We start from the raw sequence: 18718 nt of genomic DNA on the forward strand, positions 1-18718 counted from the left end.
CAGGGCAAACATCTTCTGTTCCTTGCTCATCGTATACTATTTTAGGGCAAAGCTAGAGACAGGAAATCAAGATGGCAATATGTGCTTGGTGGGGTGGATACTATTCGTTTACAAACGTATATAGCGATTTTAATAATCAATATTGCAACTCAACATAAGCACAATGCGCCCTAATTCGATTTTACTTTACGCTTATCCGCCCGAACACTATAAAATCGAATCAGGATCCACGCGCAGTTAAGTTATGGTAAGATTTGGGGTTACATGTCCTTACCTCCTCTTCCCAATTCTTATCTTTCTTTCAATATTCGTCTCTTTTAGGATTTTTATGTAATCGTTATGATCCATTATTAATAATTTTAATTTTCGAATATTGTGTTGCATTATGGAAACACAGGATCAAATACTTATATATAGTTCGGAAGATGGAAAAACACAGGTAAGTGTTCAGTTAAAGGGCAAAAACATCTGGCTTACACAAAGGCAAATGGGAGAGTTATTTGACACAGACTCGGATACGATCGGTTTGCATCTAAAAAACATTTACCGATCAGGAGAGTTTCAAAGAGAGGCAACTACCCAGAAATACTCGGTAGTTCAAATAGAAGGTGACCGACAGATAAAAAGCAATTAAGGTCCATGGTTAGTCCATAGATACTCCATAGATACTCCATAGATAGTCCATAGTTAGGCCATAGTTAGGCCGTATTTGCGAATAGGCTAGGTCCACCCCTTTTTTGGCGCGCTAAAATAGCTCCCAAGCCACTATTTATCTTTCATGGACGGCAAAATACGCTCCGGGATCCCTTGCGGAAAACGAAGCTAAAAAGCAGTGTCTTTATGAAGTTATTTTTTCCATAAGAATATTGGCATAAACACAACAATTGTGCTTGATCCGCTATTACACTATAGTCTGGATACAATTATTTCAGTAGGGTAGAGGGTAAACTCCGTTAGGGGAACCCAATTTAGAATATAGCAAATAATGTCCTAAACCTGATATCAAAACCGTAATCAATAAGTAGCCTTAAATTCCCGGTTGTCCTTTTTTCCAAACCGCTTCAATAGATTCCCGATATCCTCGCTAATCTTGGACTCCACCACCCTAGCGTATATCTGGGTGGTAGACAATTTGGTATGGCCCAAAAGTTTCGAGACCGTTTCTATGGGTACCCCGTTGGAAAGCATGACCGTAGTGGCAAAGGTATGCCTGGCCACGTGGAAGGTAATGTTCTTATAGACCCCGCATGCCCCTGCCACTTCCTTGAGATACGTATTCACCTTTTGGTTGGAACAAATGGGAAGCAATCCATTGTAGGTAGGATAGTGCCTGTACTTTTCCAAAATCTTCCAAGCTTGGGGCAGTATGGGTATTTTGACCAGCTCGTCCGTTTTTTCCCGTTTGGTATAGATCCAATTCCGGTCGTCTATCCCCTTGGTAATCTTATCCCTGGTAAGTTCCTTTACATCTACATAGGAAAGTCCGGTATAGCAGGAAAAGACAAAACAATCCTTAACCTGTTGCAATCTGTCCTGTTTAAATTCCGTTTCCTCTATCAGCCTTAATTCCCTTTGGGTCAGGAACACGCGATCGAATTTGTTGAACTTCAATTGGAACCTATCGAAAGGATTTTTATTTACCCATTCCAGTTTCACGGCAAGGTTCACCATTTTCTTGAAGCGTTCCAAATGCTTCATTACCCCATTGTTGTTGAGACACAACTGTTTCTTTTTATTCGTATACCTCCTTAGGAAATGTTCCAGGTCCAATATGAAACGATAATTGAGCTGCTTTAGATAGATATCCTCCTGCTTGTACTTGCTCTTTAAAAATCGTTTCAGGTATTTTTCGGTGGTATAATAATTCTTCATGGTGCCGGGCTTCAGGACATGGACCATGTTCCCGTTGTGGTATTCGATAAGGTCCATCAAGGTTCTGCTTACCTCGTCTTCCCCAAGGAAACGCATTTTAATGGCGTTGGAGGAAACGATCTTGTCCTCTTGGAGCAGTTGGCCATGGCACTGTAGCAATTTGGCCTGTACCTGGTCCAAATAGGCATTTAGGCTCCTGATCTCTTCCGACCTGCCCTTTCCCCGGCCTTTGATGCAGTCCCATCGGCCTTCATCGATCTTTCGCTTTAAACTGATTTCTGCACGTTTACCCAAAATGGTGATACGGACATAAATGGATAGGAGGTTTGCTGCGCTCCTGGATTTTCTAGTAAAAAATATTACCGTAAAGGTCTGGTTTGTTTTCATTTGAAACGGCTTTAGTTAGACATTGATCTGTAAAGACGAAAGTCAAATACTACCCTAAAGTTCTTTCAAGTTACTACAATTCCAGTGAACCATTGCACACCGAATTGCACACCGAATTAGGTGTACACAATTGATATCATTTGATATCAAAGAATATCCATAAAAACAAAAAACACTGAAAATCAATTGATTAACAGTGTTTTTGATGTTCCCTATTTCTAGGTTCGTCGGGGTGGCAGGATTCGAACCTGCGGCCTCCTGCTCCCAAAGCAGGCGCGATAACCGGGCTACGCTACACCCCGTAGCAAAATTTCACAATATATGATTCAAAAAAAAGCGGAGAGACAGGGACTCGAACCCTGGCGACAGTTACCCGTCGACAGATTAGCAATCTGCTCCGTTACCACTCCGGCACCTCTCCAATATTTTTAAAGATCATCCATTAAAAATGCGGTTGCAAATGTACTTTTTCATTCATAAGAACGCAACAATTTTTCTGTTTTTTTTTACTTGTCCCTGCCCTTTGTCCATTTTTTCCACTTATCTAATTAATCTTCAAACAATTATAAAAATCAATTACTCCGGGTATTCTACCCTTAAATGATAAATATTGATCAATTTCTGTTTTAAAATCTTCTTTATCGCTTCAATCTCCTTGAAGGTAATATTGGCATTTAAAAACTGCCCCGCCTTGATCTGCCCTTGAACAATCTTTTCCACAAATTCATCGATGATCAAAAAAGTGGGGTTCTTTAGACTTTTGGAGGCGGCCTCCACCGAATCGGACATCATTAAAATAGCGGTTTCCTTAGAAAAAGGGATGGGTCCGGGATATCTAAAATCCTCTTCATTGACATCCCCGGCCAAAGCCTCCTGCTTTTTGTAAAAATAAAAGACCAAGGAAGTTCCATGATGGGTACGTATAAAATCTATTATTCTATCCGGTACCTTATTTCTCCTAGCTATCTCTATGCCTTCAATGACGTGGTTGATAATTATGGCCGCAGCATCCCTAGGCTCAAGGTCATCATGTGGGTTTACATTGGTAACCTGATTTTCCGTAAAAAAGGTGGGATTGTTCATTTTTCCAATGTCATGGTACAACGCCCCAACCCTGACCAGCATGGCATTGGCCCCAATTTCATTGGCTGCGGCTTCGGCTAAATTGGCTACCTGAAGGGAATGATGAAAGGTTCCGGGGGCCTTATTGGACAACTCCTTTAATAATTTGGAATTGGTATCGGACAATTCCAACAGGGAAACATCGGATACCAGACCAAATATTTTTTCAAAAATATAAATCAATGGCTGAACAAATAGGGTAATCATTCCGTTCAGGAAAAAATAACCAAAGGCCACCCAATGAATATCTTCCAGATTTCCCTCATGGATCATATGAAAAGCAAAATAACCAACAATATAGATCAGGGTTATTTGACCCACCGATATAAACAAATTGGCCCTTTTATACAGTTCCGACACCGATAATATGGTGACGATACCGGCCAAGGTTTGGAGAAATATATATTCAAAACTATTGGGTACCACAAAACCCAAAATTAAAACGGTAAGAACATGAACAAATAGTCCCAACCTGGCATCAAAGAATGTCTTTAGCACCAAGGGCAAAATGCATAAAGGAACCACAAAAACATATTCTACATCATATTTTACCACCATAGTGGTCAAGAATACCATGATGAGGATGTTCACTATAATAAAGGTAACTTTTGTATTGTCCCTAAATATTTCCTGCCGATATTTTTTTAGGAAAAGAAAAAACATCATCAATACCATGGCCACCAATACGGTATAGCCGAACAATATAAAATATTGATTATTTTCTTCCCATAATTTCGACTCGAACTCACTTTTCAATGAATCCAACACTCTAACATCCTCCTGTTCCACTACCTCCCCCTTGGCAATAATGAGCTTGCCCTCGTCCACATTTCCCAAAGTATAGGAGATCTTAGAATATTCGGATTCCAGCTCCTTATTGGACAAATCGGCATCAAAGCTAACATTGGGCTTTATAAAATTGAAGAACAATTCCTGAAAGGAGGGCTCATAAGCCGACAAATTGTTTTGGGCCAGTTTTTTCGCAACAACGCCCTCTACATCGGATAAACTATATATCTCATCAAAATTTAATTTAATGGCCTCGTTATTCTTGACCAGATAAAGACTGTTCCCTGTGCTCCTCCGTTCAATTTTGGATAGGATACCATTCCCATATAGATCCGCCAAAACGTCATTGGCAACCTCTTTAATCCTTTCAAGTTCGTTTTGGTCAAAACTGGAGGAATTAAAAACCTTGTCCAACTCCTTCCCAATGGTACTGTCCACCTCCGATACAATATCGGAATCATAGTAATAGTAGTCTATATGATTGCTTTCTATTTTCTCTTTTTCCTTCGCAATAGCCTCCTCTCCCTTATTAATGGAAAAATCAAAAGGAGCATAAAAGTTATTGTGTTGCCAAGGCTTTCCTTTTTGGTATTCGTACTTGAACTTGCCCCCACGTGGAAAAAAAAATACAATAAAGAAAACAGCCGAGAAATATAAAATGTACTTATAAACAAGCGAGTGATTTTTATAAAGGCTGTCCAAAAAAGTGCGCATACGGAAAGTATAGATAGTCAAAAATAGAAAAATATATACTTAAAATAGCACTTTGCTCAAATAACACCACTTTTGAAATCAACTTATAGAATTTAACTAATCGGCAAAGGCTTTAATTTACCCATTGCCCATTCCCAAAATGTAGTTATGGATTCATAAATAACTTGGAATATTCCAAGGTTGCACATTTCATTGCACATTAATTTATTAAATTCGCAAATAATAAAAATGAACTTGATGAAAGATGTTGTGATCGTTTCCGCTGTTAGAACGCCCATAGGAAGCTTTATGGGGGCATTGTCCACCATTACGGCCCCAGCACTTGGCGCTATTGCCATTAAGGGCGCATTAAGTAAGATAAAATTGGACCCTTCAAAAGTAGGGGAGGTTCTCATGGGAAACGTTGTACAGGCAGGAACGGGTCAGGCACCGGCCAGACAGGCGGCCATTTTGGCCGGCATACCCAATACAGTGCCCTGTACTACAATCAACAAGGTCTGTGCCTCGGGAATGAAATCGGTAATGATGGCCGCCCAATCCATAGCATTGGGGGACAACGATATTGTTGTTGCCGGGGGTATGGAAAACATGAGCCTAATACCCCATTATGTTCATATAAGAAATGGCCAAAAATTTGGGCCTGCCACATTAATCGATGGCATGCAAAAAGATGGACTTATGGACGCTTATGACCAACAGGCCATGGGAACATGTGCGGACGCCTGCGCCATGGAATATGAATTTAGCAGGGAAGATCAGGATAGATATGCCATTCAGTCCTACAAGAGATCCGCTGATGCCTGGGCAAGTGGTAAATTTAACAATGAAATAGTACCCGTGGAAGTTCCGCAAAGAAGGGGCGAACCTATACTTGTAACCGAAGACGAAGAATTTAAGAATGTTGATCTGGGCAAAATTCCCGGTTTGCGTCCTGCGTTTTCCAAGGAAGGAACGGTTACGGCTGCCAACGCATCTACCATAAATGATGGTGCGGCGGCCTTGGTACTTATGAGTGGTGAAAAAGCAATGGAACTCGGGTTAAAACCTTTGGCCACCATTAAAAGTTATGCCGATGCGGCCCAGGAGCCCAAGTGGTTCACAACGGCCCCTGCAAAAGCCCTTCCAAAAGCATTGACCAAAGCCGGTATTGGTATGGACGATGTTGATTATTTTGAATTTAACGAAGCCTTTTCCGTGGTTGGCCTGGCCAATATGAAGCTACTCGGCCTTAGTGATAAGAATGTTAATGTGAATGGCGGAGCCGTTTCCTTGGGCCACCCCTTGGGTTGTTCCGGCGCAAGGATCATTGTAACATTGTTGAATGTATTGGATCAAAATAAAGCTAAAATAGGGGCAGCGGCCATATGTAATGGTGGTGGTGGAGCTTCTGCAATAATTATAGAAAAAAATTAATAAGTTCTTGTAAAGCAAGCCCATGCAATACGGTATTTGCCACCTTAGTATTGTCCCGATACGTTCCGCAGCCGACGACACCGGCGAAATGGTTTCCCAACTTTTGTACGGGGAACATTTTAAGGTATTGGAGCAGAGAAAAAAATGGAGCAGGATCCGCAATGCTTTTGACAGTTCCGAAGGCTGGGTCAACAATCAGCAATTCACCTTCATTGACGAGGACCTATTTAAGGAAATGGAAAGTCTGGAAGCAACAAAAGTTTCTTCCGATCTTATTTCATTTATAGAAACGGAACACAATGTACTGTTACCCATTGTATTGGGGTCGTGCATACCACAAAATTGTCCTTTAAACCACAAGTTTGAAGGATCGTACACAGCGGGTAAACAAGACAAGGGCCAACTTATAAACAAAGCCCTTCTCTATTTAAACGCACCTTTTCTTTGGGGAGGAAAAACTACTTTTGGTATAGACGGTCCGGGGTTTACCCAAATGGCCTATAAAACCAACGGTTATCGTTTGCTTAGGGGAGCCCAAGAACAATCTACCCAAGGGGAGGCCTTAAGCTTTATTGAAGAAAGTGAACCGGGCGATCTGGCCTTTTTCGACAATAATGACGGGCTTATAGACCACGTAGGGATTATCATGGAGAACAATTATGTGATACATTCCTATGGCAAGGTCAGGATAGACCGCATAGACCATACGGGAATTTTCAACACGGAGACGAACACCTACACCCATAAACTAAGGGTAATTAAAAAAATCATATAAAAAGGGCCCATCGTTTTGCGATAGGCCCTTTTAAATTTAATTGAAAAGTTATACTACTCTCCGGTAAGCTTTTTAAGGCGTAGGAAGTTTTCATTGTCCCCTAAGGCACCGTAAATATTCTTTAATTGGGAAAGAATACTTTGATTGTCCGGATTCAATTTTAAGGCATCTTCCAAGATGATGGCCCCATCACGGAACAAGCTATCCTTTTTCTCCTTTAACTCATCATATTTGGCGATATCCGCTTTGGAATTGCCCAAGGAATTCATTTCATCTATCAGGCTGTTACCCTCATTAACATAGGTGGTAGAAAGATTTAATTGCGCATTCACATAGCCTGGATTAATCTCGATCGCCCTTTTATATGCTTTCCTTGCGTCTTCAATTAGGCCTTGTTCCATATTGATAACCCCAACATTATAGAACAGATCGGGATTATCCGGAGCAACTTCCGAAGCCTCGGCCATTAAAGACTTAAATTTTTCCTTATCGCCCATCTTATAGTAAAGATTGGCTTCGTTCAAAATCAAGTTTACATCTTTTGGATCTTTTGCCCTAGCATCCTTGTAGGCTTCCAAGGCCTTATCATCCTCACCTAATTGCGTATAGATCAGAGCAATATTCTTAACGATTTCCGTGGTCTTGGATGGTGTTTTTTCATCCACTGGATCTTTATAGGCACCGGATTTGACCATCAGCTCCCTTTGGGTCTTTTCCATTTCCTCCACTTCACCTGTAGACACGTTGGTTGCCTTATAGACCATTCCGCCTCCATCATAGCCCAAATCCTTTAACTCGTTGTAATAGGTAAGTGCCTTTTCCCAATGACCGCCATTTACTGCACTACTGGCTGCGTAATAAAGATAAACGGTATCCTGGGGGCTTAATTGGTATCCCATATAAAGTTTTCCTGCTGCTTCCTCGTACTTTTCATTGTTGTTGTCTTCCACAGCGGAATTGATCAGGTCGGCCGTCATACCGGATAGTTTTTCCTTGGCATCCGAGCCGTATTTGGCCTTACCACTTTTCTCCTCTACCTCGCTTACTTTTTTAAGGGAAGAAATAGCTTCATCAAAAGCTCCTTCGGTGCCGTTTTTAGCTAGTTCGGCATAAGCGCTTCCCCTTAAAAAGTAATATTGGGCCTGCATTTTTTCATCTGCACCGGCAATTAGTGAAGATGCCCCGTCCAATGCTGTTTTCGCAGCCATGGCATCGCCCGACTTTAACGCTTTTTCAGCCGTTTTTATCTCATCCTTTTGAGCAATTCCGACCACCGAAAAGAACATGGTCGAGAGTATTAAAATATTTGTTTTCATTTCAAATTAAATTTACTTATTAGTGTTTAAATGTTATTCTTTGGTTTCCGAACTATCGTTATCAAGAGCCGTGCCATCTTCTTCTTTGACATCCACCTCCAAGGTTTTGATATCTTCCAATTCCTCTTCGTCCTTCATCACTTTGGCCACGGCGGCAATGGAATCGTTGCCTTTGATATTAATGAGTCTCACACCTTGGGTTGCCCTACCCATTACCCTTAAATCCTCAACACTCATTCTTATTGCGATGCCCGATTTATTGATAATCATCAAATCATCGGAGTCCGAAACGTTCTTTATGGCTACCAAGCCACCTGTTTTTTCCGTAATGGAAATGGTCTTTACTCCTTTACCACCTCTATTGGTAATTCTATAGTCTTCAATACTGGAGCGTTTCCCGTAACCATTCTCGGACACCACCAATATCTCCTCTTCAAAATTGTGCACGGCCACCATACCTATCACCTCGTCCTTATCATTGGCCAATGTAATCCCACGAACACCGGAGGCATTTCTACCCATAGGCCTTGTCTTTACTTCCTCGAACCTAATGGCCTTACCCGACCTTAACCCTAGGAATATCTGACTTGCGCCCGTGGTAAGCTTGGCTTCCAATAGTTCATCGTCCTCCCGAACACTTATGGCATTGATACCATTCTGTCTAGGCCTTGAGTACTGTTCCAGAGAAGTCTTTTTAACAATACCCTTTTTAGTGGCCATAATAACATAATGGCTGTTTACGTATTCCTCATCCTTTAAATCTTGGGTACAGATGAAGGCCTTCACCATATCATCGTTCTCAATATTGATCAGGTTTTGGATGGCCCGTCCTTTGGAAGTTTTGGTTCCCTCCGGAATTTCATAGACGCGCATCCAGAAACACTTGCCTTTCTGGGTAAAGAACAGCATATATTGATGGTTGGTACCCACAAAAAGGTGTTCCAGGAAATCTTCATTTCTGGTGGAAGATGCTTTTTGACCAACACCGCCCCTGTTTTGGGTCTTATAGTCCGAAAGGGGGGTTCTTTTAATATAACCGGCATGGGAAATGGTAATGACCACTTGTTCATCCGGGATCATATCCTCCATACTTAGGTCCCCACCTGCAAAATTTATTTCGGAACGGCGGTTATCCCCGTACTTGTCCTTAATCTCCAGCAGCTCATCCTTGATGATCTGCATCCTTCGCTCTTTTTTGGCCAGGATATCCTTTAAGTCGGCAATGGTCAGGATAATTTCCTCGTATTCCGATCTTAATTTATCCTGCTCCAGTCCGGTCAATTGGCGTAAACGCATTTCAACAATGGCCTTGGCCTGGATTTCGCTGAGCTTGAAGCGCTCCATAAGCTTTTCCCTGGCCTCATCGGCATTGGAAGATGCCCTTATGATAGCAATTACCTCATCTATATTATCCGAGGCAATAATCAATCCCTCCAGGATATGTGCCCTGTCTTCGGCCTTCTTCAGTTCAAACTCCGTACGTCTTACCACTACTTCATGACGATGTTCCACAAAATAGTGGATCATCTCCTTAACGTTCAATAATTGCGGCCTTCCTTTTACCAAGGCTATATTATTGACACTAAATGACGACTGTAAGGAAGTATACTTGTACAATGTGTTAAGAACGATATTGGGAATAGCATCCCTTTTTAGGATATACACTATCCGCATTCCGTTCCTATCGGACTCGTCCCTAATGGTAGAAATACCATCAATCTTTTTTTCGTTGACCAGATCGGCGGTCTTCTTGATCATGTCCGCCTTGTTGATCTGATAGGGAATTTCCGTTACTACAATACTCTCCCTTCCCTGCACCTCCTCAAAACTGGCTTTCGCCCTCACTACCACACGGCCACGTCCGGTATGGAAAGCCTCTTTGACCCCATCATAGCCGTATATGATACCACCTGTGGGAAAATCCGGTGCCTTGATATGGGTAATAAGCTCATCTATTTCAATATCGTTATTGTCTATATAGGCAACGGTACCGTCCACTACCTCGGACAGGTTATGGGGCGGCATATTGGTTGCCATACCCACGGCAATACCGGAAGCACCATTGATCAATAAATTAGGTATCCTGGTAGGAAGCACCGTGGGCTCCTGTAAGGAATCATCAAAATTAAGCTGATGATCTACCGTATCCTTATCTATATCGGCCAACATATCATCCGCAATCTTTCGCATACGGGCCTCCGTATAACGCATTGCGGCCGGACTGTCGCCATCAACGGAACCAAAGTTCCCCTGGCCATCTACCAACATATACCTTAAACTCCACTCCTGGGCCATACGGACCATGGAATCATAAACAGAAGTATCCCCGTGCGGATGATACTTTCCCAATACTTCCCCGACAATACGCGCGGATTTCTTGTGGGCACTATTGGATCTAACACCCAACTCGTGCATTCCGAACAAAACCCTTCTATGCACTGGCTTTAAACCATCCCTAACATCTGGCAGGGCACGTGACACAATGACCGACATTGAATAATCAATGTAGGCAGATTTCATTTCATCTTCAATGTTAATCGGAATTAATTTTTCTCCTTCTGCCATTTAAAATCTTCTATTTATTTTTAGTTAAAAAAGCACGACAATATACGTAAAATCGATACTATACAAGTACCTGGGCCATACTTTTACAAAGAATTTATCAACACTACAAATATGGGGTTCCCACATCAATTTGATTGTTAATTTTAATGTAAATAATGACCCATTTCGTCAAAACCACCACGTTTAACGAATATTAGGTATAGTATTTGCCGTAGATTGACGTAGATTTACTATTTTTAAAGTTGAAAGGATATTTTATGGACGACAATTTTTCCCCTAGAGTAAAAGATGTAATTGCTTACAGTAAGGAAGAGGCTTTAAGATTGGGCCACGACTTCATTGGAACCGAGCATTTGATGCTGGGATTACTGCGTGACGGTAATGGAAAAGCAATAAGCATTTTAGACGCATTGGACGTGGACTTGGATCACTTGAGAAGAAAAGTGGAAATTTTAAGTCCCGCCAATCCAAATGCGAGTGCCGCACAAAAGGACAAAAAGAATCTGCACCTGACCAGACAGGCGGAGCGTGCGCTGAAAACAACATTTCTCGAAGCTAAATTATTTCAAAGTTCCTCTATCAATACGGCCCATTTATTACTGTGTATTTTGCGTAATGAAAACGATCCCACTACCAAACTACTACATAAATTAAAAGTGGACTACGATGGTGTAAAAGACCAGTTTAAATCAATGATAACAAGTGATGACGATTATATAGACTCTCCCACTTCAGAGTCCTTCCCCAGTGATTCCGATGAGCCCAACGATGAAAAGGAAGGCACTTTTGGCACTTCCGGTACAGGGCAAAAGGGAAGCAAAAAATCGAAGACCCCTGTATTGGACAATTTTGGCCGCGACCTGACCAAAATGGCAGAGGAAAACAAATTGGACCCCGTTGTGGGCCGTGAAAAGGAAATTGAAAGGGTTTCCCAGATCCTAAGTAGAAGAAAAAAGAACAATCCCTTGTTGATAGGAGAGCCAGGAGTTGGTAAAAGCGCCATTGCCGAAGGACTTGCCCTGAGAATAATCAACAAGAAAGTGTCCAGAATCCTCTACAACAAAAGGGTGGTAACCTTGGACCTGGCTTCCTTGGTTGCAGGGACCAAATATCGCGGACAATTTGAAGAGCGAATGAAGGCCGTTATGAACGAACTGGAAAAAAACGACGACGTTATCCTGTTCATAGATGAGATCCATACCATTGTTGGGGCCGGTGGCGCAACGGGCAGCTTGGATGCCTCCAATATGTTCAAACCGGCACTTGCCAGAGGTGAAATCCAATGTATAGGGGCCACCACTTTGGACGAATACAGACAGTACATAGAAAAGGACGGTGCCCTGGAAAGAAGATTTCAAAAAGTAATCGTTGAGCCTACCACTGTAAGCGAGACCATTGAGATCTTAAAAAACATAAAAGGAAAGTACGAGGACCATCATAACGTAATTTATACCGATGAGGCCATAATTGCCTGTGTAAGCCTTACCAATAGATATATGACGGACCGTTTTTTACCGGACAAGGCAATTGATGCCCTAGACGAAGCAGGTTCTCGCGTGCATATCGTAAACATGGATGTTCCCAAACAAATTTTGGAACTCGAAAAACAATTGGAAGACGTTCGTGAACTTAAGAATACGGTCGTAAAAAAACAGAAATACGAGGAAGCCGCCAAACTTAGGGACGATGAAAAACGAATAGAAAAAGATTTGTCCATTGCCCAAGAACGATGGGAAGAAGATAGTAAACTCCATAAGGAAACCGTTACGGAAGACAATGTGGCGGACGTGGTTTCCATGATGAGCGGTATTCCAGTAAATAGGATAGCACAAACGGAAAGCAATAAATTGGCCGAACTGCCAAAACTTATCAAAAGCAATGTAATTGGTCAGGACGAAGCAGTGGCCAAAGTGGCCAAGGCGATCCAACGTAACCGGGCAGGTCTAAAAGACCCGAACAAGCCTATTGGTTCCTTCATCTTTTTAGGTCAAACCGGAGTAGGTAAAACCCAACTTGCCAAAATATTGGCCAAGGAGTTGTTCGATTCCGAGGACGCCTTGATCCGAGTGGATATGAGCGAGTATATGGAGAAATTTGCCATATCCAGACTTGTAGGTGCCCCTCCGGGATATGTTGGGTATGAAGAAGGCGGACAATTGACCGAAAAGGTACGCCGCAAACCCTATTCCGTTATTCTGTTGGATGAAATTGAAAAGGCACACCCAGATGTATTCAACATGCTTCTGCAAGTGCTGGACGATGGTTATTTAACAGATAGTCTTGGCAGAAAGATCGATTTTAGAAATACGATCATCATTATGACCTCCAACATTGGAGCAAGGCAAATTAAAGATTTTGGCCAAGGAGTTGGTTTTGGAACTTCCGCAAAAAAGGCCCAGGCGGATACCCATCAAAAAGGTGTTATAGAAAATGCCCTAAAGAAGGCCTTTGCACCGGAATTCTTAAATAGAATAGATGACGTGGTGGTATTTAACGCTCTGGAGCGCGAAGATATACATAGGATAATCGATATCGAGCTTAACAAATTATACCGAAGGATCAAAGATATAGGATATGACCTACAACTAACGGATAAGGCCAAGGATTATATTGCCGAAAAAGGGTTCGACAAACAATACGGTGCCAGGCCGCTCAAGAGGGCCATTCAAAAATATATTGAAGATGCCCTGGCCGAGGAAATCGTAAATTCCAAATTGGAGGAAGGTGACACCATTCATATGGATCTCGATGAAACCAAGGAAACGCTTACCATTAGGATCAAAAAAGCGGAAAAGTCGTCCAAGACCTAATTGGGATATCGCCAATAGTCACAAAAAGGAGTAGCCAAATGCTACTCCTTTTTTTATTTATTCCCAGGCGTTTGTAAGAAATAAAATACAGCTAGCCCATTTCCATTCCACATAAACGATTAAAGTGTCTTTAATCTAATAATTTTTATAATAGTTATACTTAATTCTAAATTCGCTGCAGACACACTATATAAAATAAGGAGAATGAAAGTCGGACGACCCAAGAAGACTATTATCGTAAGAGAATATCAACTGGACATTGGAAAAGTACAGGTATTTGACGACTACATGGTTTCTATTTTTAACGAAGGAACCACCATTACCAAAGAAAGGGTATTTCAAATTATTGGCATTATGGAGATCCATTTTAGAAATAAAAATTTCGGTTACATAAGCTTAAGGAAGCACTCATATGCCATTGATCCAATGGTGTACAACCAAATTAGGGAAATAGAGAACATTAAGGCATTTGCCGTAGTTTCCATTAAGGAAATTGATATGCACAATTTTAATATCGAGAGACTATTTTACAAGAAACCCATGAAATTCTTTATTGATCAGGACAATGCCCTTTTGTGGATAAAAAGGCGGGTAAGAACATCCAATGCGGAATAACGGTTGTCCTTACCAAGTATCATGTCAATACTAGATTGGCAATGAAATTCTACTGATTACCTTCACCAGAGGCAACATCGGGTTCCGAAATTTGAAAAAGATCCAAATAGGCCCTGCCTATATTATCCAATATACCACTGGCGATCAGGGCCTGAAAACTACAATTCTCCACGGCAATATCGGCAGCCTTTCCGTGGAGGTACACGCCAAAAATTGCCGCATTTAACGGGGAATGGCCCTGAGCTATCAAACCCGTTATGATCCCCGTTAGCACATCCCCGCTGCCACCGGTGGCCATACCCGGATTTCCGGTGGTGTTCACATAACCCGTATCCTTATAAACAGTAATGGTATTGGCCCCTTTAATGACCAAAATACAATCGTATTTTTCAGAGAACCGCTTTGCTTTTTTCAATTTGTCAAAGTCGTCCGTCCATTTCCCCAATATTCGTTCCAACTCCTTGGGATGCGGGGTTAAAACGGTTTGGGGAGGCAATTTTCCTAATAGCCCCTTGTTTTTGGAAAGAATGTTCAATCCGTCGGCATCTATGACCAAAGGCAATTTATTGTTCATTAGAAAATTGGAAAAGGCCTTGGATGTAGTCCCCGTTGTTTCCATGCCAACACCAATACCGATTACGCTGGGCACTATGTCAAAATCAATTTTGGAGATTTCCCCCTCTTCATTGTCCGTTATGACCATGGCTTCCGGCAATGCTGTTTGCAATGGCCCGTACCCGCACCTTGGAACATAGGCCGTAACCAATCCGCTTCCGGCCAGCATACTCCCTTTGGCGGCCAGAACTACGGCCCCCATCTTTCCGTAACTTCCACCAATTATAAGGGAATGGCCATAGCTGCCCTTATGTGAAAACTTCTCCCTGGGCTTGTACATAGGCAGCACTTCGCCCTTACCGATCAACTCATATTCGGTTTTCAGGCCAACCAAAAAATCCTTGTCCAAGCCAATATCCAGCACCTCCCAATGATCTATATATCTTCCCGTTTCCGGAAGAAAAAAAACAAGTTTTGGGACTTGAAAAGTAAGCACGTAATTTGCTTTTATTACACCATCCTTATTCGGAAGACCGGCATCCATATATAGCCCCGAAGGCACATCTATCGCAAGAATAAAGGCTTTGGAGCTGTTAAGGTGCCGCATAAGTCCTATCAACCATTTATCAGGAACCCTGTTGAGCCCTATGCCAAAAATGGCATCCACAATAATATCCTCCTTTCCAATATCGGGAAAATCCGATTGTTCATTTATAAAATTAGGCCAAATGCCCTTCTCCTTTAAACGGTCCAGGTTGATCAAAAAATCCTTGGACCTGTGCTCGCTATAGTCAACAACAAAAACCTCTATATTATAGTCGTGATCCAACAAATGTCTGGCAAGTGCCAGTCCGTCCCCTCCATTATTGCCTATGCCACAAAACAAATGGATTTTAAGCTGGGTTCCCTGCATTCTAGAATGCATCCAATTAAAAATCCGTATTGCTGCCCGTTCCATAAGCTGTTCACTGCTGATTCCCTGCTTAATCATTGTGAATTTATCAGCTTCGTATATCTGTTTTGCATTAAAAATCTTCATTCGATAAGATTATTTATAAAAATTTGATGATTTAGTAAAAATCCGTCCAAACGTTTGATTGGGCAATCAAAAATACTACATTTGGTTCTTTATTCTTATGATGGGATATAACAATACGGACATCAAATTACCTAATTCTCCATTTATAAATGGTCGCATTGCCATTACCGCTATCAGCACCACTACCCCATTGGGGTAAGCTACTACATATACGTCCGTTACATATTATATCAAAATTCAATTTTTATTACTTAATACCTTTGAACCATGAAAGTTCTAAAATTCGGTGGCACGTCGGTAGCCAACGCCAATAATATAAGTTTAGTAAAAAATATTATAGCAGACCTTGGGGCCAAAAAAACCATTGTAGTAGTTTCCGCTCTTGGAGGAATAACAGACCTTCTTTTAAAGACCGCAGCGCTAGCTTCCTCACAGGAACAGACCTATAAAACCTTGCTAAAGGAAATAGAGGACAGACATCTGCATACCATAAAGGAGCTAATCCCGATCCAATCCCAAAGTAAGGTCCTTAGTAAAGTAAAGAGTGAACTTAATACCCTGGAAACACTATTGGAAGGGGCCTATTTAATAGGGGAGATTACGCCAAAACTATCGGACAAGATAGTGAGTTACGGAGAGTTGCTGTCTTCCTATATTATCAGCGAATATTTCATAGTTGAAGGAATAGATACCGCATATGCCGATAGCAGACAGCTTGTAAAAACAAACTCCAATTACGGGAGAGCGGCCGTCAATTTTGATATAACGAACAAAAATATTACCGACTACATTGAAAAATGCCCCAATTCCGTAATTATTATGGGAGGCTTTATTGCCTCGTCGGCAAATGGTGATTCCACCACCTTGGGCCGTGGAGGATCGGATTATACCGCTGCAATAGTAGCCAACGCCATAGATGCGGAAATTCTGGAAATATGGACGGATGTAAGCGGCATGTATACCGCCAACCCCAAAATAGTAAAACAGGCCATGGCCATTCCCCATATTTCTTATGAAGAAGCTATGGAGCTGTCCCATTTTGGGGCGAAGGTCCTATATCCTCCCACCATTCAACCGGTATTGACCAAAGGAATATCCATTGTCATTAAAAACACCTTCGATCCAAAGGCAGCAGGTACTTTGATCACCAAAAATAAAAACGGAAAGGGCAAAACCGTACGCGGAATAAGCCACGTGGAAAATATTGCCCTCCTATCCCTGGAAGGCCCGGGTATGGTAGGTATTACGGGAATTTCCAAACGTTTTTTCGAAGTAATTTCAACTGCGGGCATCAGTGTTGTGATGATTACCCAGGCATCGTCCGAACATTCTATCTGTATCGGAATTGACAATCAGGATGCGGACCACGCGGTACAAGTTATCAACGATGCATTCTATATTGAGATTTCCCTTGGAAAAATAAAACCGGTAGTGGCAGAAAAAGATTTGGCCATCATTGCCCTTGTAGGCGATAATATGAAAAGCCATCAAGGTCTTAGCGGAAAAATGTTCAGTACCTTGGGCAAAAACAATGTTAACATCCGTGCCATAGCCCAAGGGGCTTCCGAACGTAACATATCTGCAGTAATCCTTAAAGAGGATGTAAAAAAAGCGCTCAATACCTTGCATGAGGAATTTTTTGAGGAAAATATAAAGCAGCTGAATCTGTTTGTTATGGGAGTGGGCAATGTTGGCGCCAAGTTTTTGAACCAGATACAATCGCAAAAAAAATATTTAAAAGAGAAGCTAAAACTAAATATCAGGGTTATTGGTATGTCCAATTCCAGGACTATGATATTCGATGAGGATGGCATTGCCCTTAAAAATTGGCAGGAACTTCTAAGCAAGGGAGAAAAGACCAATCTGGAACAGTTCTTCGAAAAGGTTAAAAAACTGAATTACAGAAATAGCATATTTGTAGACAATACCGCCAATCAGGAGGTTTCGGAAACCTATAGTTCCTATTTAAGGAATAGCATATCCGTTGTTACCTGTAATAAAATAGCCTGTTCCTCTACCTATGGAAATTATCAGGAATTAAAGGATCTGGCAAGACAGTACAATGCGCCCTTTCTTTTCGAAACAAATGTAGGTGCCGGCCTGCCCATTATAGACACTTTAAAGCACTTGGTAGCTTCGGGCGATAAAATATTAAAAATTCAAGCGGTACTTTCGGGTAGTCTAAATTTTGTGTTCAACAATTTTAACGACAGCACCACCTTCCACGATATCGTAAAGCAAGCCCAAACGGAAGGCTATACCGAGCCGGATCCCAAAATAGATTTGAGCGGGGTGGACGTTATGCGGAAAATATTGATCCTGGCACGGGAAAGTGGAAACGTACTGAACATAGAGGACATCCAAAACAATCCCTTTCTACCACAGGAGAGCTTGGAAACAAAGAACAATGAAGATTTTTTCAAATCGTTGACGAAACATGAAGCATCGTTTCAACAAATGTACAGGCAGGCCGTTGAGGAAGATAGTAAATTGAAATATGTGGCGCAATTTGAAAACGGAAAAGCCAGTGTGGGCCTACAAAGGATTCCCAAAGGACATGATTTCTATAACTTGGAAGGAAGTGACAATATCGTATTATTCTACACGGAACGATATCCCAACCAACCAATGATCATAAAAGGGGCCGGGGCCGGGGCAGATGTTACCGCCTCTGGAATATTCGCCGATATTATACGCATCGGTAATTATTAAAAGAGGCCCGAAAATGTGAATTTATTTGAGTGAA

Annotated in this window: 11 protein-coding genes and 2 tRNA genes; 6 read left to right on the forward strand and 7 right to left on the reverse strand. The window is 41.7% G+C overall.

Going from position 1 to position 18718, the window contains the following annotated elements; translation table 11 throughout:
* Positions 1 to 385: 385 nt before the first annotated feature.
* Positions 386 to 634, forward strand: a complete 249-nt coding sequence (locus tag D0S24_RS16185) for a death-on-curing protein (RefSeq protein WP_117020874.1) — start codon at positions 386 to 388, stop codon at positions 632 to 634.
* Between the two features lie 380 nt (positions 635 to 1014).
* Here the strand turns inward: D0S24_RS16185 and D0S24_RS16190 are convergent, their stop codons facing one another.
* From D0S24_RS16190 to D0S24_RS16205, 4 genes are all read right to left on the reverse strand, one after another.
* Complete coding sequence (locus tag D0S24_RS16190) at positions 1015 to 2259, reverse strand: site-specific integrase (protein ID WP_117020875.1); 1245 nt, start codon at positions 2257 to 2259, stop codon at positions 1015 to 1017.
* Between the two features lie 227 nt (positions 2260 to 2486).
* A tRNA-Pro gene (locus D0S24_RS16195) sits at positions 2487 to 2561 on the reverse strand.
* 35 nt (positions 2562 to 2596) lie between these two features.
* Positions 2597 to 2680 (reverse strand) — tRNA-Ser (locus D0S24_RS16200).
* 155 nt (positions 2681 to 2835) lie between these two features.
* Positions 2836 to 4884 carry an HD family phosphohydrolase gene (locus D0S24_RS16205; protein ID WP_117020876.1) on the reverse strand — a complete coding sequence of 683 codons (2049 nt, stop codon included), beginning with the start codon at positions 4882 to 4884 and terminating at the stop codon, positions 2836 to 2838.
* A 237-nt stretch (positions 4885 to 5121) separates the two neighbouring features.
* On the opposite strand from D0S24_RS16205, the gene D0S24_RS16210 reads away from it, so the two are divergent.
* Together D0S24_RS16210 and D0S24_RS16215 are read left to right on the forward strand one after the other, a co-directional pair.
* Positions 5122 to 6297 (forward strand): acetyl-CoA C-acyltransferase, encoded by a 1176-nt coding sequence (locus D0S24_RS16210; protein WP_117021067.1) that lies wholly within the window; start codon positions 5122 to 5124, stop codon positions 6295 to 6297.
* 22 nt (positions 6298 to 6319) lie between these two features.
* Positions 6320 to 7072 carry an NlpC/P60 family protein gene (locus tag D0S24_RS16215; RefSeq protein ID WP_117020877.1) on the forward strand — a complete coding sequence of 251 codons (753 nt, stop codon included), beginning with the start codon at positions 6320 to 6322 and terminating at the stop codon, positions 7070 to 7072.
* Between the two features lie 53 nt (positions 7073 to 7125).
* On the opposite strand, the gene D0S24_RS16220 is transcribed toward D0S24_RS16215, so the two are convergent.
* Together D0S24_RS16220 and gyrA are read right to left on the reverse strand one after the other, a co-directional pair.
* Positions 7126 to 8388, reverse strand: a complete 1263-nt coding sequence (locus D0S24_RS16220; RefSeq protein ID WP_117020878.1) for a tetratricopeptide repeat protein — start codon at positions 8386 to 8388, stop codon at positions 7126 to 7128.
* Between the two features lie 33 nt (positions 8389 to 8421).
* Positions 8422 to 10953 (reverse strand): DNA gyrase subunit A, encoded by a 2532-nt coding sequence (gene gyrA, locus D0S24_RS16225; RefSeq protein WP_117020879.1) that lies wholly within the window; start codon positions 10951 to 10953, stop codon positions 8422 to 8424.
* A gap of 257 nt (positions 10954 to 11210) precedes the next feature.
* On the opposite strand from gyrA, the gene D0S24_RS16230 reads away from it, so the two are divergent.
* Together D0S24_RS16230 and D0S24_RS16235 are read left to right on the forward strand one after the other, a co-directional pair.
* On the forward strand, positions 11211 to 13763 hold the full coding sequence (locus tag D0S24_RS16230) for an ATP-dependent Clp protease ATP-binding subunit (protein ID WP_117020880.1): 2553 nt from the start codon (positions 11211 to 11213) through the stop codon (positions 13761 to 13763).
* Positions 13764 to 13967: 204 nt separating this feature from the next.
* The gene (locus D0S24_RS16235; RefSeq protein ID WP_117020881.1) at positions 13968 to 14378 is read left to right on the forward strand and encodes an STAS/SEC14 domain-containing protein; all 411 of its coding nucleotides are present in this window, start codon (positions 13968 to 13970) and stop codon (positions 14376 to 14378) included.
* 49 nt (positions 14379 to 14427) lie between these two features.
* On the opposite strand, the gene D0S24_RS16240 is transcribed toward D0S24_RS16235, so the two are convergent.
* A complete protein-coding gene (locus D0S24_RS16240; protein WP_117020882.1) occupies positions 14428 to 15972 on the reverse strand; it encodes an NAD(P)H-hydrate dehydratase in 1545 nt (514 codons plus the stop codon).
* A 267-nt stretch (positions 15973 to 16239) separates the two neighbouring features.
* On the opposite strand from D0S24_RS16240, the gene thrA reads away from it, so the two are divergent.
* Complete coding sequence (thrA, locus tag D0S24_RS16245; RefSeq protein ID WP_117020883.1) at positions 16240 to 18684, forward strand: bifunctional aspartate kinase/homoserine dehydrogenase I; 2445 nt, start codon at positions 16240 to 16242, stop codon at positions 18682 to 18684.
* The last annotated feature ends 34 nt before the right edge of the window (positions 18685 to 18718 follow it).

This window comes from Arenibacter sp. P308M17 (assembly GCF_003426735.1).
GTDB lineage: Bacteria > Bacteroidota > Bacteroidia > Flavobacteriales > Flavobacteriaceae > Arenibacter.

What these genes read in the sequence shown, in the direction of transcription:
- D0S24_RS16185 (WP_117020874.1), top strand. Translation starts at nt 386, where the DNA reads ATGGAAACACAGGATCAAATACTTATATATAGTTCGGAAGATGGAAAA.
- D0S24_RS16190 (WP_117020875.1), bottom strand. Translation starts at nt 2,259, where the DNA reads ATGAAAACAAACCAGACCTTTACGGTAATATTTTTTACTAGAAAATCC.
- D0S24_RS16205 (WP_117020876.1), bottom strand. Translation starts at nt 4,884, where the DNA reads ATGCGCACTTTTTTGGACAGCCTTTATAAAAATCACTCGCTTGTTTAT.
- D0S24_RS16210 (WP_117021067.1), top strand. Translation starts at nt 5,122, where the DNA reads ATGAAAGATGTTGTGATCGTTTCCGCTGTTAGAACGCCCATAGGAAGC.
- D0S24_RS16215 (WP_117020877.1), top strand. Translation starts at nt 6,320, where the DNA reads ATGCAATACGGTATTTGCCACCTTAGTATTGTCCCGATACGTTCCGCA.
- D0S24_RS16220 (WP_117020878.1), bottom strand. Translation starts at nt 8,388, where the DNA reads ATGAAAACAAATATTTTAATACTCTCGACCATGTTCTTTTCGGTGGTC.
- gyrA (WP_117020879.1), bottom strand. Translation starts at nt 10,953, where the DNA reads ATGGCAGAAGGAGAAAAATTAATTCCGATTAACATTGAAGATGAAATG.
- D0S24_RS16230 (WP_117020880.1), top strand. Translation starts at nt 11,211, where the DNA reads ATGGACGACAATTTTTCCCCTAGAGTAAAAGATGTAATTGCTTACAGT.
- D0S24_RS16235 (WP_117020881.1), top strand. Translation starts at nt 13,968, where the DNA reads ATGAAAGTCGGACGACCCAAGAAGACTATTATCGTAAGAGAATATCAA.
- D0S24_RS16240 (WP_117020882.1), bottom strand. Translation starts at nt 15,972, where the DNA reads ATGAAGATTTTTAATGCAAAACAGATATACGAAGCTGATAAATTCACA.
- thrA (WP_117020883.1), top strand. Translation starts at nt 16,240, where the DNA reads ATGAAAGTTCTAAAATTCGGTGGCACGTCGGTAGCCAACGCCAATAAT.